The sequence below is a fragment of the Pseudarthrobacter sp. MM222 genome (assembly GCF_947090775.1).
In the GTDB taxonomy this organism is placed as follows: domain Bacteria; phylum Actinomycetota; class Actinomycetes; order Actinomycetales; family Micrococcaceae; genus Arthrobacter.
The window spans coordinates 3,822,620-3,837,321 of the sequence record NZ_OX352321.1; the positions used below are offsets into that span (position 1 = coordinate 3,822,620).

The following is a 14,702-nucleotide window of genomic DNA, read 5'->3' on the forward strand; positions in this document are numbered from 1 at the left end:
CGTGTCCGGAACCTTTCCTCGGACGGAAAGCCGCCGCATGATAGGCGCATGACCCAACTCGCATCAGCCGACGAATCCGCTGTTGCCAAGGCTCAGCGCGAGCTTGAAGCGGCCGGCGTCCGCACCGTGATCGGCACGGTGGTGAACGCGTCGGGCATCACGCTGGCCAAGAGCGTTCCGTTGGCGCGGCTCAAAGCCTTCCACCATTCCGGAATGGGCGCCGCCCCCGTCTGGCATGTTTTCACCATCGACGGCGGGATAGCGTTCACGGACAGCATCACCACCGTTGGCGATATGCGCCTCAAGATCGAAATCGCAGGACTCCGTGTCCTGCAGGGTGGCCGGGCATGGGCACCAGGCAACCTTTTCGAACAAGACGGAACCGCGTCTCCGGCCTGCGCCCGCGGCCTTCTGGCCGATGTCGGAGGCAGCCTCGACGAGGCCGGATACCAGGCACTCGTTGGCCACGAACTTGAATTCTTCCTCGTCGCCCCCGACGGGTCAGCGCTGGAGACCGCACCCTGGGTTCCGTACGGGGCAACCGGCCTTCTGGACCGATCGGAATTCCTCGATGATCTGCTGTCAGCGCTGAACCATGCCGGCATTCCGGTGGAGCAGATCCACGCCGAGTACGGCAGAAACCAGTTCGAGTTTTCCCTTCCCCCTGCTTCGCCGGTTCAGGCCGCGGACAGCGTGGTCCTTGCCAAGATCATCGTCGGCATCGCCGCCCGGGCCCACGGTATGCAGGCCTCGTTCTCCCCGTTGCCCTTTCCCGGCACCGTCGGAAACGGTGCCCACCAGCACTTTTCGCTGCACAAGAACGGCGTGCCGCTGTTCTCCGGCGGCAGCGGACCGCACGGCATCCGTCCCGAGGGCGGCGCTGCCATTGGCGGCATCATCGCAGGCCTCCCGGATATCCAGGGTTTCCTCACGGGATCAGTCTTGTCGGGAAGCCGCCTGGCACCCGGCACGTGGTCGGGCGCCTACCTATGCTGGGGCCTGGAAAACCGGGAGGCCTCCGTGCGCTTTCTGAGCGAGGGCCAAAGCAATCCGCACGGAGCCAACGTCGAGGTGAAAATCGTGGACCCGTCGGCCAACGTGTACCTGGCCTCCGCAGCCATCCTTGCGCTCGCCCTTGACGGCATCCGCGGCCGGCGCACGCTTCCGGCGGAGATCCCGGGTGATCCCGGACGGCTGTCGGAAGGCGAGCGGGACCGGGCCAACGTCCTGCTGCTCTCGGACTCCCCCGCCGCCATCATCGACACGCTGGACACGTCACGCCTTGCGCGCGGGCTTCTCGGGGACGCCATCGTCGATGCCACGGTGGCCGTCCGACGTTACGAGCAGCGGATCTCCGTGGACCTCTCTCCGGACGAGCTTGCTGAACGCTTTCGACTTGCCTGGTCGATCTGATGGCGGGCGGTTCTTTCCCGGACTTCGTCGAACAAGTCAGCCTCATTGATCACCACGTGCATGGCGCGTTTCATGCTGACGGTGATGAGGCACGCTTTCAGAACTCGCTCAACGAAGGAAACACCGAACCGCTGGCCCACCCCGGGGACGCCTACAACACCCAAATCGGGCTCGCCATCCGGCGCTGGTGCAGCGGCATTCTTGATCTGCCACGGCACGCCTCGCCAGCGGACTACTGGAGCCGGCGCTCCGAGCTTGGAGAACTCGAGGTGTGCCGGCGCATGACCCGAGCTGCCGGCGTGAGTGACTGGCTGATCGATACGGGACTGGATGCACCTGATCACCTCGGCATGGCCGGCACGGCTGACGTTTCCGGTGGGCGAACCCACGAGATCGTTCGGCTGGAACGGGTCGCCGAGTCGCTGATCCAGGGGATCGCCAACCCGGCGGACTACGTCGACGAGTTCGGTCAACGGCTTCACCAGCTCACCCGCAGCGCCGTGGGCGTCAAGACCGTCCTCGCCTACCGTGCGGGATTCGACCAGAATCTCAGCCGACCGACACCGGCCGCGGTCACTGAAGCAGCCCGCCGCTGCCAGGAGAACCTCCGCGCCGGCGCCGACGCGAGGCTCACCGACGTGACGCTAGTTGCCCACGGGATTTACACGGCCGTCTCGATGAAGCTGCCGCTGCAGTTCCATGTTGGATTCGGTGACCGCGACCTGGACCTCCACAAGACCAATCCCCTGTACCTCCTGGATTTCCTGCGGACCCCCGAAGTCCGGGACACACCCATCATGCTGCTGCACTGCTATCCGTTCGAGCGCGAAGCCGGCTATCTGGCCCACGCCTTTGAAAACGTGTACATCGATGTGGGCCTTGCCGTGAACTTCACCGGCTTACGGAGCCGGGATCTGGTGGCCCGCTCGTTCGAACTGGCTCCCTTCACGAAAATTCTTTACTCCTCCGACGCGTTCGGCCCGGCCGAACTTCACTACCTCGGCGCGAGACTGTGGCGCCACGCAATCACCACGGTAGTGGGCGGTTGGATCGACGACGACGACTGTTCCGAGGCGGACGCCCGCAAGATCGTGCAACTCGTCGCCCACGACAACGCCCGCCGAGTGTACGCGCTCCCCTGAGCGCCGACCCGAGATCCCGAACGAGCAGAAGACATCATGCTTATCGATTCGATCGCTCCAATGTGTCTGGCAACTAACGGTGACTACGCCGATTCAGTCAAGGGCTTTGGACACATAGTTAGGGGAATCGCCGGCCGCGGACGAACCCACACCATTCCGCGGAACCATGGGTCCCGTAACGGGACTGCCTCGAGACGCGCCGGAGAAGAACTTCATCACAGACCGGATGTGCGTGGCCTCGGTTCAAGAAAGGTCGCCAGGGATCCGGTGTGCAGGACTTTGGGAATGAAGGTGGGGCTCACCCTGCGGTAGCGTCCACTGCCTTCGGCCCTCTGGTCCGCGCCCAGCACCCCGCCGGCGAAGTCCACAGGTCCGGCTGTGGTGATGATGTCGAATCAGGGATTCCCCGACCACGACGACATCCGGGTTGGGGCGCTGGGAGCCTGACGGGGTGGTCACGGCTATCCTGACAATACGGCCTGACGTGTAGTTCCCATGCTATTCACGATCGGCTTCGAAACCCTGTTGAGCAGGGGCGTGGAGGCGGTGTTGGCCACCGTCAGCTTCACTGGCGAGTCCACGATGGGCAGTGGGACTGCCATGATGCCCTGATGGCCGGAGAGTTCCAACACCCCGGCGTCGATGATGGCCCGCAGCTCGGAGCCCTCTTCGGCTGGCAGGAACGCGTCGGCGAACTCGGCGTTCCCGGCCGCGGTGACCCGGATTCCGTCCCCGTCGTGCCGGAGGGTGGCCAGTGGCCCGTCCAGAGTGGCGAGGTAGAGGGCCATCCCGGAGGTGACGGCGCACCGGAGGTCCGCACCGTCGTCGAGCACTGTCTCGAAAACCGCAGCGCTGACCTGCTCCATAGAGCTGGGCCGGGAATACGCCGCGAGGTCGGCATGGGGGGTAGCCACCAGAGTGTCACCATCGAGGGTGAGCGTGTGCGGGATGCTGAGCGCGCTGGCCCACTGCCCTTCCGGGCTGATGACGCCTCTGACCCAGAAGATCAGCGACAGCGCACCGTCCCTGTCCCGGAAGAAGGAGGGGGCGTAGTAGCTCTTGCCGTAGCTGAGCTGGCCCCAGGAGCGGGCGGTGAACTGACCGTCGGCATAGCTGCCCACACCGTAGGCCACGTAGTGCAGCACGTCGTCTTCCCAGATGGAGGTGACCAGGACGTGGGAACCGTCGAGCTCGAACAGCTGCGGGCATTCCCACATGGTGCCGGTCCAGACGGGCTCCGTTTCCGTGCCGGAGCGCTGCGCGGCAATTCCGTCCAGGGTCCACTGCGACAGGTCCGGGGAGCTGTACGAAACCGCGGCGGCGGTGCCGCCCTCCAGCCCGGCGCCCACAAACATCCGCCACTGCCCGCCGTCGCGGAAAACGAACGGGTCCCGGTACGCCACAACGCCCAGGCCCGGCGCGGTCATCAGCTTGCTGCCCTTGGTCCACTTATCCCAGGAGGCGTCCTCCGGGGTGGCGGTGCGGACGGTGCCGATGCCGATGTCCGGTTCGGTGACCGAGGTGTAGAACATGGTGGCGGCACCGTCGGGGCTGGTGACGATGGAACCCGACCAGACGCCGTCGTCACCTTCACCGGGCGCGACGGCGACGTCCTGTTCCGTCCAGGCAATCATGTCTGGGGACGTGGCGTGTCCCCAGTGGCAGTTGGACGCCCACGTGGTGCGGCCAGGAACGTACTGGTAGAAGAGGTGGTATTGGCCGTCCTTCCAGGTCACGCCGAGGGGATCGTTGATCCAACCCTCAGTGGCTGTGAAGTGGAAGGCGGGGCGGGGTTCCTGCGCGTTCATGCTGATCCTTCTGTGCTGTCTGCTGGTGGAATTACTGGACCGGGACGCTGCTTGCGGCCAGGAACCGTTGACGGATTTCCCGTGCCTGCTCGGCGTTGGCCTTCTCCCAATGGTCAATTTCTGCCCTGCGTTCGTTCCGGACGGCGTCGCGGGCTTCGGTGAACCGCTGCATTCGTTCGGCGGAGGCGTCCCGCGCCGCCTGCTGGGCCGGTGTCAGTTCCGGCAGGGGCAGTTCTTCCACCTGGTCGCGGGGGCGCAGCGGCAAGCGCTCTTCCACGGCGTCGATGTCCAGCACTGGGGAGGGGAGGGTCTGGTACCAGTAGGCGGTGGAGGACCAGTCATCGGAGAGGTGGTTGGCGTGGCCGTGTTCAAAGGTGACCTTGATGCGCTTCTGGAACCTGATGGGGTCGGTCATGTGGAAGCGGTAGCTGTGGTGGAATCCCGGCACGTTTTCTTCGTGGACCATGGTGCCGTTCATGAGGAAGGCGTTGTGCTGCATGCCCCAGGCGTGGCCGAAGTAGTCCTCCATGCCGGTGCCGTGGAGGCTGGGAGGCCAGGTGTCGTCGTCGATGAAAATCATGTCGTCGCCTTCGCCCCACCAGGACCCTTGGAAGTGGCGGACGGCCAGGTTGCAGCCCACATAGTGGCCCTGGCCTTCCGTTTCCAGGACCACGTAGTTGTCCTCGCCCGTTAGGTTGGGGATCGCCACCTCAATGCTGTTGGTTTGAAGGTCCGGGCCCCAGCCCGCGTTCGGCTTCTGCCGACGCCAATGAGCGTGGAAGTAGGCGGTGTCCTCCTCAAGAGGCTCAGTGTAGAGCTCGTAGTCAATGTAGAAGTACTGCAGGTAGGGAATGTCGTTCTGGTTTTCGACGACGATCCTGGCGCGGGAGTTGAAGGGCATCTCAAAGTAGCTGTTGAACGCCGCGCTGCCGCCGAAGGTGTTCAATTCCCCCTCCTTGGCTGAGACCGAAAGCGGCAGCGAATCGTAGGAGCCGGACAGGGAATTCATGAGGCCAAAGAAGTCGCCCAATGGTGCAACGACGCTGGGGGTCTCCTGGTCGTCCCAGTACATCTTGAGGACGATCTTGCGGTAGTAGTCCGGGTCCACCACTTCCCAGCTGACTCCGAGGGCGTTGTGGATTTCGAGCATCGGCACGCCCACCAGTTCGGGGGAGATCTGGCCAGGGCCCGGCTGAATCCGGCAGGACTGGGTCATCCAAATGTGTGTAATGGAACCTGGGCCCTCGATGTCCGCCAGGACCCGTTCCTCGCCGGGCATGACGATCCAGTTGTCGCGGTTTCGGCCAGTCTGGTCCCAGCTGGAGGCGCGGGCCGTGCGGGCGGTGGAGAGCTTGGTCAGGCTCGAGAGCAGGCCTGAGCGCGGCGATGTTGCCATGGTGGTTGTACCTTTCAGAAAGAGTTGTTGTTTAGCCCTTGACGGCTGATTGGGTGAGGCTGGCGATGATCCACCGCTGGGCCACCAGGAAGACGATGAGGGCCGGTGCGATGGCGATGGTGGTGGCTGCCATGACCTGGGCCACGTTGCCGGCGCCGTACGGGCCGAGCATCAGGACCAGGCCCAGCGGCAGGGTGGCGGTGTCTGTGCTGTTCAGGAAGATCGAGGGGGCGAAGTAGGCGTTCCAGCTGCCCAGGAACGTGATTACACCCAGGGTGCTCACGGCGTTCTTGGCCAGCGGCAGCGCGATCAGGCGGTAGGTCTGCCAGGCGGTGGCCCCGTCCATGCGGGCCGCGTCGATGATTTCCTGCGGCAATCCCAGGAAGAACTGCCGCAGCAGGAAAACGCCCAGTGCACCGGTGATACCTGGCAGGATCAGGCTTAGCGGGTTGTCCAGCAGGCCGAAGGTCCGCATCAGCAGGAACAGCGGAATGATGGTCACCTGGGCCGGCACCATCAGCGAGGACAGCAATCCCACGAAGATGAGGTTGCGGCCGGGGAATTCCAGCTTGGCGAACGCGTAGCCGGCCATGGGCGCCGTAATGATCATGCCGATGCTGACGGCGATGGCGATGACCGCGCTGTTGAACATGTTCGTTAGGATCGGCACGGGTCCGCTGACCGCTGCCGCGTAGTTGGACCAGTCCCATTCGGTGGGCAACCACTGCGGCGGCAGATCGTACGCCTGGCCGGCGTCCCGGAGCGAAGTGGTGAACATCCACAGGAACGGGGCGATCATGCCGACGGCGCCCAGAACCAGCAGCGCCACCGAAATGATCTTCCCGACACCGGGGCGGGGCCTGCTGCGGCGCGCGGCGCTGCGCTGCTGCGGGGTGCTGATGACAGCGTTCGTGTTATTCATTGTTCACCCACGACTTCCTGAGGCGGAACTGCACCAGCGTCACCAGCATGATGATGAGGAACAGTGTGACCGCGATGGCTGAGGCGTAGCCCATATCGAACTTGTTGAAGGCAACTTCGGCGATGTACATCACCACGCTGCGGCTGGCATCGCCCGGGCCGCCCCTGGTGAGCACAATGATGGACTCGTAAATCTGGAACGCGCCGATGATGGTGATAGTGATGTTGAAGAAAGTTGCCTGGCTGATCATCGGAAGGACTATGCGGCGGAAGACCTGCCATTCGTTGGCTCCGTCCATGCGGGCAGCCTCCACCATGTCCTTGGGCACTTCCTGCAGGGCTGCAACGAAGATCAGCATGGCGAACCCCACGTTCCGCCATGTGTCGACGATGATCACCGACACTTTGGAGAACTCGGAGCTGTTGAGCCAGTCAATCCGTTCCCCACCCAGCGCGGTGATGTAGTAATTCAGGATGCCCGTGTCCTTCTGAAAGAGCGCCTGCCAGATGATGGACACGTACACCAGGGCCACCAGGTACGGGAAGAAGTACGCGGAGCGGAACACGTAGGTCAAGACCTTGGGGAGCCGCTGGTTAATCAGCACGGCGAACAGGAGCGCAAAGCCGTTGATGAGGATGACGGCCGCCCCAACGTACAGGACGGTGTTGCCGTAAGTGGTGGCCAACCGTTCGTCCCGGAACATGCGGGCGTAGTTATCGAACCCCACGAATTTGGGGGCTGTCAGGATGTTGTACTTGGTCAGGCTCAAGTAGATCGCGGCGACCAGCGGGCCGAGGACGAAAACCAGGAAGCCGAGAATGGTGGGGGCGGTGAAGAGGTACCCGGTGAGGGCTTCCCGCCGACGGGTGACGGTGAGCCGGCCGGGGCGGCCCCCGCGCCCCGACGGGGGCGCGGGCGGCAGCTGGGTTTTGGGGGCTGTCAGGGTCACTTCTGCAACGCCTCCTCAACATCCTTCTGGGCCTTTTCCAGGGAGGAACCGGCGTCCTGGCCGGACATGATCTCGTCCATGGCCCGCATGAACGCCGGATCCAGCACGTTGTAGGCGCCGGGGGCCGCTACCGGCTTGGCGTACGACAGGGAGTTGTAGAACTCTTCGGCATGTTTGGGGGAGGACAGGAACTCCGGTGATGAAGCGGCAGTCTTGGTGGACGGAACGGCGGAGCCGGCGTCAGCCCATTTCTTCTGGGTCTGCTGGTCGGTGAGCATCTTGATGAACTCCCAGGACAGCTCCTGGTTCTTGGACGTCTTGGAAATAGCGAACGCTCCGGCGCCGAAAACGGTGGACTTGGTGGTTCCCTTCGGCCAGGGGAGGATGTCGTAATCGGAGAAGCCGGCCTTGGCGAATCCGCCGGTGACGAAGTGCCCGGCCCCGGTCATGGCAGCCTTGCCGGCGGGGAACAGCTGGTACGGGTCGGAGCCCTTAGGCTGCGGTGACACACCGTACTTGGTGGCCAGGTCCCGCACCCATTCCACGGTCTTCTGGACTTTCGGATCGGTCAGCTGGGCCGTCTTGAGGTCCTCACTCATCATGGACGTGCCGTTGGAGTAGAGCCACGGGGTGATTCCGAAGGAGTAGTACGGCATGGCGAACCCGTAGACCTTGTCAGCGCCGGAACCGGTGGTCAGTTTTTTGGAGATCTCCAGGAAATCGTCCCATGTCCAGTCATCGCTCGGCCGTTCGATTCCGGCGGCCTCGAACATCTTGGTGTTGTAGTAGATCACCATGGTGTTGAAGGTGTTGGGCATCAGGTACGTGGAGCCGTCCTTGCCGAATCCCGCGAGCAGCTTGGGGTCGATGTCTGCGCGCAGCGCCTTGGCTTCGGGGTCGTTCTTGAGGAAACCGTCCAAAGGCGAAAAAAGCTCGTTGGCCAGGCCCAGCTCCACGCCTTCGGTGGCGATGTTGATGACGTCCGGAGCCTGACCCGCTGCGGCCTGCGTCACCAGCTTGTTGACGTATTCGGTCCACGTGGTGATGGGGGTGAAGTTGTTGTTCACCGTCACGTTCGGGTACTTCTCCTTGAAGCGCTCGGCCACACCGTCGTACACGGCTTTGTCCCCTGGATCGCCCCAGTTCGAGACGGAGATGGTGGCGGTGATGTCCTTGGCGGGGGCCGCGTAGGGCCCGCCCGCTGCAGGCCCGGCGGACTGAGTGGCACTCCCGCAGGCGGTGAGCGCCAGCAGGGCCACGGCTGCCGCCGTGGCGATGGAGGTGCGGACTGCTTTTCTCATGTAATGCTCCTTTGCATGCGGCGCCTGAAGGGGCCTGATGGGATGCGATGGGGTTGTGTAGCTTTCTGCGGGGCAGTTGGTCGGACTGTTATTCGGTGGAGCGGCGGAATTCGATCTGGGACTCAAGCCTGAGAACCTTGGTGGGAGCGGAAGGGTCCTCGAGGCGTCTGAGAAGTAGGCTGACAGCGCTTTCGCCCAACTGGAACGCCGGTTGGCGGACGGTTGTGATCTGGGGTTCGAAGAGGTCCGAGTAGGTGAACCCGTCAAACGTGGCAAACGCCATGGTGCCCGGCACCTGCAGGCCTTCATGCTGCATTGCCCGCAAAGCGCCGGCGGCCAGCAGCGTGCTGCAGGCCAGGATTGCCGTGGGACGATCCTTGGATGTGGTCAGAAGTGTCCGGACACGGTCAAACGTCGATGCCGCAGTTACCGTCCCCTCACACAGCAGGCCGGCCGGCACCTCCAATCCCCGATCCGACATGGCGGCGTGAAAACCGTCATAGCGCTCACGGAGCGATGAAACCCGCAGATCCCCGGCGATCAGCAGGATCCGCTGGTGGCCGCGGGCGGCGAGATGTTCAACCAGTGCTGCCATGGCGGACTCGTTATTGACCCCCACCTGATCCACGTCCAGGTCCGCGAGGCGGTCCAGCAGGACCAGGGGCTTCTTTTCCTGACGGATTCTGGTCAGCAGCCCGCCGCTGGAACCGGCCGCCCGTGCAATGATCAGGCCATCGACGCGGCGGTCCAGGAGTGCCTCGACCGCCGCGCGCTCCCGGGCAGGATCTTCCGCCGAGTTGGCCAGCAGCAGGGACAGGCCGTTTTGGGCCGCGGCTTCTTCCACGCCGTGCACCATGTCCGCGAACGCCGGCTCTCCGGCATCCGAAACGACAAGACCAATGGAGTCGGTCCTGGCGCGCCGCATGGAACGGGCTAGCGCGTCCCGCCGGTATCCGGTGGCCAGCACGGCACTCATGACGCGCTCCTTGGTCTCCGGCTCAACGTGCCGGGTGTCATTGAGGACGTGCGACACAGTGGACGTTGAAACGCCGGCAAGGGATGCGACATCGACGATGGTTGCCACTGCGACTCCTTCCAGCGAAACGTTTGCGCGAACGTTTCGATAGTAGAGACAAACGTTTCGATGTGCAATAGATCACACGAAAATGTTGGTTTGCTCCAGCCTTCCCGGCCGGGCTGTGTGACAGCGGGAAGCGGACCGGAGGGCTGAGGTCCTAGGCGGCCGGCCGCGGGCCGGTGGAGGCCCGGTATTCAATCTCGGCCGCCAGGCGGACTATCGAGGGGTTGCCTGATTTGTCGGCGATCCTCTTGGTCAGCAGCTCCGCCGCTCTGGCGCCCACCTGGAATGCAGGCTGACGGACGGTGGTGAGCTGGGGCTCGAACAGGTCGGCGTAGGCAAAGCCGTCGAAAGTGGCGAAGGCGATGTCCTCCGGCATCCGTAGTCCGCGCTGCTGGATGCGCCGCAGTGCGGCTGCCGCCAAGACGGTGCTGCACGCTATCACAGCGGTAGGAGGCTCGGCTGCGGACAGCGCTGCCTCGATGCCAGCGTCAGTTTCTGCAGGTTCGAAAGCTATGACTTTTAGCTGGTCCGATGCCGCAATTCCGGCGGCGGCCATGGCCTCGGCGAACGCATCGTGCCGTTCCTGCAGGGTGGCAACCCTGATGTCCCCGGCGATCAGCAAAATCCGTTCATGGCCCTGCGACACCAGGTGCTCCACAAGCTCCATAACGGGCTCGCGGTTTTCAACGCCCACCTGGTCGTACGGGTCAGCGGAAAGCCTGTCCATCAGCACCAAGGGCGTATCGTGATTGGCGAATTCGGAGAGTGCCTCGGGACCGGAGCCTGCCGCACGTGCCAGGATGAGACCGTCGACCCTGCGCTCAAGGAGGGCTTGGACTGCGCGCGCCTCACGTTTAGGGTCCTCAGCGGAATTGGCCAGCAGCAGGGTGATGCCCTGGCTGGCAGCGGTCTCTTCCACGCCGCGGATCATTTCGGCGAAGGCCGGCTCCCCGCCGTCCGAAACAATGAGACCGATGCTGTCCGTCCTTGAGCGCCGCATGGCCCGGGCCAGGGCGTCCTGCCGGTACGAGGTTTCCTCGATGGCCTTCAGGACGCGCTGCCTCGTCTCATCATTCACATGCCGGGTCCCGTTGAGGACGTGGGAAACGGTGGAGATGGACACGCCGGCAAGCCTGGCCACTTTTACCATCGTCGTCATCGTCGCCACCTCGGGGAATCGTTTACGCGAACGTTTCGCATAACCCCCGTCAGTTTACAGACGGGCAGGCAACCGAAGGCGAAGGGCCCCGTTCTTCCTGCCGGGAGTCCGGAAGACGGCGCCTGGGAAACGCAGTCAGGAAGAAGGGGGCCCAAGGAGTGGCGCCAGGGGTGAGCGGTGGCGGTAGCCACGATCGTCGTGTCAGTGGCTGGGTACGTCATCGTGCTTCGCGTGTATGCGGCCGCCGCCCTCGATGATGGCGACCCCGGGATCTCGCCGGGACTGAGCGGGATACTGGCCACAAGTGCATCTGTCGCCTAGAAACCGACCGTGGGTGTGGCCAGGCACGACGACGCTGGCGAGGCGCATGAGGCGGTGACGTTGATCCGGAAGACGGTCTCAGAGGTCGTCGTCCACCTGGTGGATCTGGGCGAAGTTGTCCATGATCCCGGCGACGTTCGTCAGTGCGTCGACTCGTCGGCCTTCCATGCCGATGCTAAGCGCTGTTGGTTTCCGCTACCGGTTTGCCATTCGCCCGTACGGTTCACATAGGTACCAGCGCGGAGACGAGCATCAGGACCACACCGAGCGCACCTACGACTCCTGCCAGTACAAGTCCGCCCCGCCGACCGGCTAGGTCACTTCTTGGGACACTTCGTAGTTCGATTGTGACCATGTTAGCTGCGACTCTTGTATTTGGGACGGGTCGTTTTGTAGTTGAGCACTTCCGGCGTGCGGGCCGCTGGTTCCCTATCGGGGCAATCTCATCCCGCCGGAATCCCGCGGCCGGAAGATACTCGACCTGCCGGTCGATATCCTGGCCTTTGGTCGACGTTCCGCGTAGCCGACATGCGCAGTACTCTGACACGAAAGACGCCACGGGAAAGTCTCCCCGCGGCGCCTTCGTTGCAGTTCGTGAGCCGTGTTGCACGCTGGGATCGTTGTCGCCCTATGCCGGAACAACTGCAGGCAAGGGATCACGGACCAGCTCATTTGCGAGGTCGACGGCCAGATCTCCGACAACCTGCCCGTACAACAGTTCGCCCTTGGCAGCGCTGGAGCCCGCGGCCGATGACAGGCAACCGGTGGCGGGTGTCCTCTCCGGCACCACGGGGAGCCTGTCGAATCGCGGCAGGACCGCGGCAGGCCCGTCGACCAGGCGGTCCATGTTAACCCGGGCCGGTTCGAGGTGGAGCATGAGCGAGGTTTCCAAGACCCCGCCGTGCTCGATGTCCCAGCCCGGGAAGCCATCGGGGTAGACCTGCGTCAGAGTGTCCTGGCTGACAAAGTCCCAATACGACAGCAGCAGCACGCTCTGCTCTGCCCCGGGCTTGATCCCAAGCTCGTCCAGGGCCAGGTCGATTCCCTCGTACAGGAACTGGTAGTTCTCAAAGTGGCCGTTCATGAAGACTACGTGTCGGACGCCTTGGTTGAGGAATGACTTGACCAGGTTTCGCGCCACGCCGATGAGGGTGGCTCCGTCCAGGCTGGTCGTGCCGGAGAGGTGGTTGCCGCCGCCGGACTTCTGCTGCGACTTGTACCCGTAGGCGATGGGCTGGGCAACCAGTGCACCCAGCCCCCTGGCAACACCCTCCGCGAAGTGGGTGGACAGGATGGTGTCTGTTCCCAGCGGCAGGTGGGGGCCGTGCTGCTCCAGGGACCCGACGGGAATAAGGACTATTGCCTCCCCGGATGCCAAGGCTTCGCGATAGGCAAAGGCATCCAGGTCTTCCAGAAATACTGACTTGTCCATGCTGGTGGTGCTCCTGATAAGTAACGTGTGCAACGTGGCGGCGGACGCCGCCATCGGGTGTCAGGTACTGATGATGTTGTGGGCCAAGCCGAAGGGCAACCTCGTGGCGTTTCGGCGCCAGGGGGGATCTCCTGATCAGACGCTGGCGGGGGGAACGGAGACGGCGGACAGGTTGGCCGTCCCGACGGCGGATGCCTCGGGGGCGGATTCGGTCTCGCTGCGGAGGTGCAGGTAGCCGCGGTGGAACCGCGGGCCCATGATGGCGTAGGCCGCGGCGCTGGTCAGGCCGCCGGCGAGCCAGGAGAGATCCCATCCGCCCAGGGCCACGGCGATGGGCCCCTGCATGGCCGGTACCAGCCCGTACATGAACAGCCAGGTGGCGAAGATGCCGATGAGCAGGGATGCAATGCCTGCCGGGTTCACTGCCGGCAGGCGCTTGGTACCGACCGCGTCGAACAACCGGGACGGGTCGCCGGGCCAACGCTTGTCAAGCCAGAAGTAGTGGACCAGCATGACTCCGCCCCAGGCCGCCACCCAGGCGACGAGTCCGATCAGCCAGGCATCCAGGACGGAGGCGAAGTCCTCCTGGAAGATGAAGAAGACGACGGCCGCGAGGGAGAAGACTCCCACGAACAGGTTGAGCTTGCGGCGGCTGATAGAGATGTCCAGCGCCTGAGTGGCTACGGAGAAAGTGTAGATGTTGAGGATGTTGGTGGCGATGGGGCCGTGCAGCACCATGAGCAGCACCGGAAGAGCCATCACACCGAAGTTCTGCACGATCAGCTTGCCGGGGTCGATCTCGCCGCTGTTGGTGGCCAGGCTGGCGCCCAGGATTCCGAGCCAGACGACGGGAATGAACTGGCCCAGCACTGACGCCAGGTAGAGCTTGCGCTTGGGGACTTCCGTGCTGACGAAGCGGGAGTAGTCGGCGGCGTAGGTGAACCAGGTGATGCCCCAGCCGATGCCGATGGCCGTCATGACTGCGCTCATCGCGGCGATGCGCTCGGAGCCTTCGAGAATGTTGCCGGCGGGGCCGGCGTAGGTCCAGTTGATCTTCATACCGAACCACGCGACGGCGGACATCACGGCGAGGATGATGATGGTCGGCGGAACCGTCCACTTTTCGAACGCCGCGATGGCCTTATAGCCGAACCAGGCGATAGCGACCTGCGCGGCCATGATGGCCGTGGCGACGCCGATCTTCCAGACATAGTTGTGGGCCGTCGGGTCCACCCAGCCGAGGGTGCCGAAGAGTGCCATCACCAGGTCCAGGATGATCCAGGTGTTGACGGCGCACCAGCCGATGACCAGGAGGGCCTGGATGGCTGCTGGCAGGTAGTTCCCCTGCCGGCCGAAGGCAGCCCGGGCCAGGACCATGCCGGTGGCCCCGGTCTTTTGGCCGAGGAGCACAAAGCAGCCGAAAAGCAGCATGCCGATCAGGTTCCCCAAAACCAGAACGAGGACTGTATCGGCGAAGCCGAGGCCGAGGTGGATGCCGAGGGCGCCGAGCACCCAGTTGATTGGGGCGAGGTTGGCGCCGGCCCAGATCCAGAACTGACCGGCGACTTTGCGGGTCCGTTGAGATTCGGGAATGGGCTGGAGCCAGGCCTCGTGGTCTACGTGGTCTTCGTTGACCACTGGACCGGCGGGAACCGCTAGGGATTTTTCAGGCATTGGAGCCTCCGTGAGAGTTTGGGGGTCCTTCAAGATTATGTGGCATACACCACATCTGCCTATATAGAATGTGTCCAGTCAATGACTGTTTAAAGCGACGGAGT

The 14,702-nt window shown here is 63.8% G+C and carries 12 protein-coding genes; 3 read left to right on the forward strand and 9 right to left on the reverse strand.

What is annotated here, in order from left to right; translation table 11 throughout:
- Positions 1 to 48: 48 nt before the first annotated feature.
- A complete protein-coding gene (locus OM977_RS17525; RefSeq protein ID WP_264355161.1) occupies positions 49 to 1,413 on the forward strand; it encodes a glutamine synthetase family protein in 1,365 nt (454 codons plus the stop codon).
- Positions 1,413 to 2,555 (forward strand): amidohydrolase family protein, encoded by a 1,143-nt coding sequence (locus OM977_RS17530; protein ID WP_264355162.1) that lies wholly within the window; start codon positions 1,413 to 1,415, stop codon positions 2,553 to 2,555. The genes OM977_RS17525 and OM977_RS17530 overlap by 1 nt, the downstream gene beginning before the upstream one ends.
- Before the next feature lie 461 nt (positions 2,556 to 3,016).
- Here OM977_RS17530 and OM977_RS17535 read toward each other — a convergent pair whose 3' ends face one another.
- From OM977_RS17535 to OM977_RS17565, 7 genes are all read right to left on the reverse strand, one after another.
- Positions 3,017 to 4,363, reverse strand: a complete 1,347-nt coding sequence (locus tag OM977_RS17535) for a glycoside hydrolase family 32 protein (RefSeq protein ID WP_264355163.1) — start codon at positions 4,361 to 4,363, stop codon at positions 3,017 to 3,019.
- 31 nt (positions 4,364 to 4,394) lie between these two features.
- Positions 4,395 to 5,759, reverse strand: coding sequence for a glycoside hydrolase family 172 protein (locus OM977_RS17540; RefSeq protein WP_264355164.1), 1,365 nt, complete (start codon positions 5,757 to 5,759; stop codon positions 4,395 to 4,397).
- A gap of 31 nt (positions 5,760 to 5,790) precedes the next feature.
- A complete protein-coding gene (locus tag OM977_RS17545) occupies positions 5,791 to 6,681 on the reverse strand; it encodes a carbohydrate ABC transporter permease (protein ID WP_264355165.1) in 891 nt (296 codons plus the stop codon).
- On the reverse strand, positions 6,674 to 7,630 hold the full coding sequence (locus OM977_RS17550) for a carbohydrate ABC transporter permease (RefSeq protein ID WP_264355166.1): 957 nt from the start codon (positions 7,628 to 7,630) through the stop codon (positions 6,674 to 6,676). The genes OM977_RS17545 and OM977_RS17550 overlap by 8 nt, the downstream gene beginning before the upstream one ends.
- On the reverse strand, positions 7,627 to 8,931 hold the full coding sequence (locus OM977_RS17555; RefSeq protein WP_264355167.1) for an ABC transporter substrate-binding protein: 1,305 nt from the start codon (positions 8,929 to 8,931) through the stop codon (positions 7,627 to 7,629). Before OM977_RS17555 ends, OM977_RS17550 begins: the two co-directional genes overlap by 4 nt.
- 88 nt (positions 8,932 to 9,019) lie before the next feature.
- Entirely contained in the window at positions 9,020 to 10,015 is a 996-nt protein-coding gene (locus tag OM977_RS17560; RefSeq protein WP_264355168.1) for a LacI family DNA-binding transcriptional regulator, read from the reverse strand.
- A gap of 151 nt (positions 10,016 to 10,166) precedes the next feature.
- The gene (locus OM977_RS17565) at positions 10,167 to 11,171 is read right to left on the reverse strand and encodes a LacI family DNA-binding transcriptional regulator (protein WP_264355169.1); all 1,005 of its coding nucleotides are present in this window, start codon (positions 11,169 to 11,171) and stop codon (positions 10,167 to 10,169) included.
- Positions 11,172 to 11,348: 177 nt separating this feature from the next.
- On the opposite strand from OM977_RS17565, the gene OM977_RS17570 reads away from it, so the two are divergent.
- The gene (locus tag OM977_RS17570) at positions 11,349 to 11,492 is read left to right on the forward strand and encodes a hypothetical protein (RefSeq protein WP_264355170.1); all 144 of its coding nucleotides are present in this window, start codon (positions 11,349 to 11,351) and stop codon (positions 11,490 to 11,492) included.
- Between the two features lie 628 nt (positions 11,493 to 12,120).
- Here OM977_RS17570 and OM977_RS17575 read toward each other — a convergent pair.
- Both OM977_RS17575 and OM977_RS17580 read right to left on the reverse strand, forming a co-directional pair.
- On the reverse strand, positions 12,121 to 12,924 hold the full coding sequence (locus OM977_RS17575) for a creatininase (RefSeq protein ID WP_264355171.1): 804 nt from the start codon (positions 12,922 to 12,924) through the stop codon (positions 12,121 to 12,123).
- A 135-nt stretch (positions 12,925 to 13,059) separates the two neighbouring features.
- Positions 13,060 to 14,598 carry a purine-cytosine permease family protein gene (locus tag OM977_RS17580; RefSeq protein ID WP_264355172.1) on the reverse strand — a complete coding sequence of 513 codons (1,539 nt, stop codon included), beginning with the start codon at positions 14,596 to 14,598 and terminating at the stop codon, positions 13,060 to 13,062.
- Positions 14,599 to 14,702: the final 104 nt, after the last annotated feature.

What these genes read in the sequence shown, in the direction of transcription:
- OM977_RS17525 (WP_264355161.1), top strand. Translation starts at nt 49, where the DNA reads ATGACCCAACTCGCATCAGCCGACGAATCCGCTGTTGCCAAGGCTCAG.
- OM977_RS17530 (WP_264355162.1), top strand. Translation starts at nt 1,413, where the DNA reads ATGGCGGGCGGTTCTTTCCCGGACTTCGTCGAACAAGTCAGCCTCATT.
- OM977_RS17535 (WP_264355163.1), bottom strand. Translation starts at nt 4,363, where the DNA reads ATGAACGCGCAGGAACCCCGCCCCGCCTTCCACTTCACAGCCACTGAG.
- OM977_RS17540 (WP_264355164.1), bottom strand. Translation starts at nt 5,759, where the DNA reads ATGGCAACATCGCCGCGCTCAGGCCTGCTCTCGAGCCTGACCAAGCTC.
- OM977_RS17545 (WP_264355165.1), bottom strand. Translation starts at nt 6,681, where the DNA reads ATGAATAACACGAACGCTGTCATCAGCACCCCGCAGCAGCGCAGCGCC.
- OM977_RS17555 (WP_264355167.1), bottom strand. Translation starts at nt 8,931, where the DNA reads ATGAGAAAAGCAGTCCGCACCTCCATCGCCACGGCGGCAGCCGTGGCC.
- OM977_RS17565 (WP_264355169.1), bottom strand. Translation starts at nt 11,171, where the DNA reads ATGACGACGATGGTAAAAGTGGCCAGGCTTGCCGGCGTGTCCATCTCC.
- OM977_RS17575 (WP_264355171.1), bottom strand. Translation starts at nt 12,924, where the DNA reads ATGGACAAGTCAGTATTTCTGGAAGACCTGGATGCCTTTGCCTATCGC.
- OM977_RS17580 (WP_264355172.1), bottom strand. Translation starts at nt 14,598, where the DNA reads ATGCCTGAAAAATCCCTAGCGGTTCCCGCCGGTCCAGTGGTCAACGAA.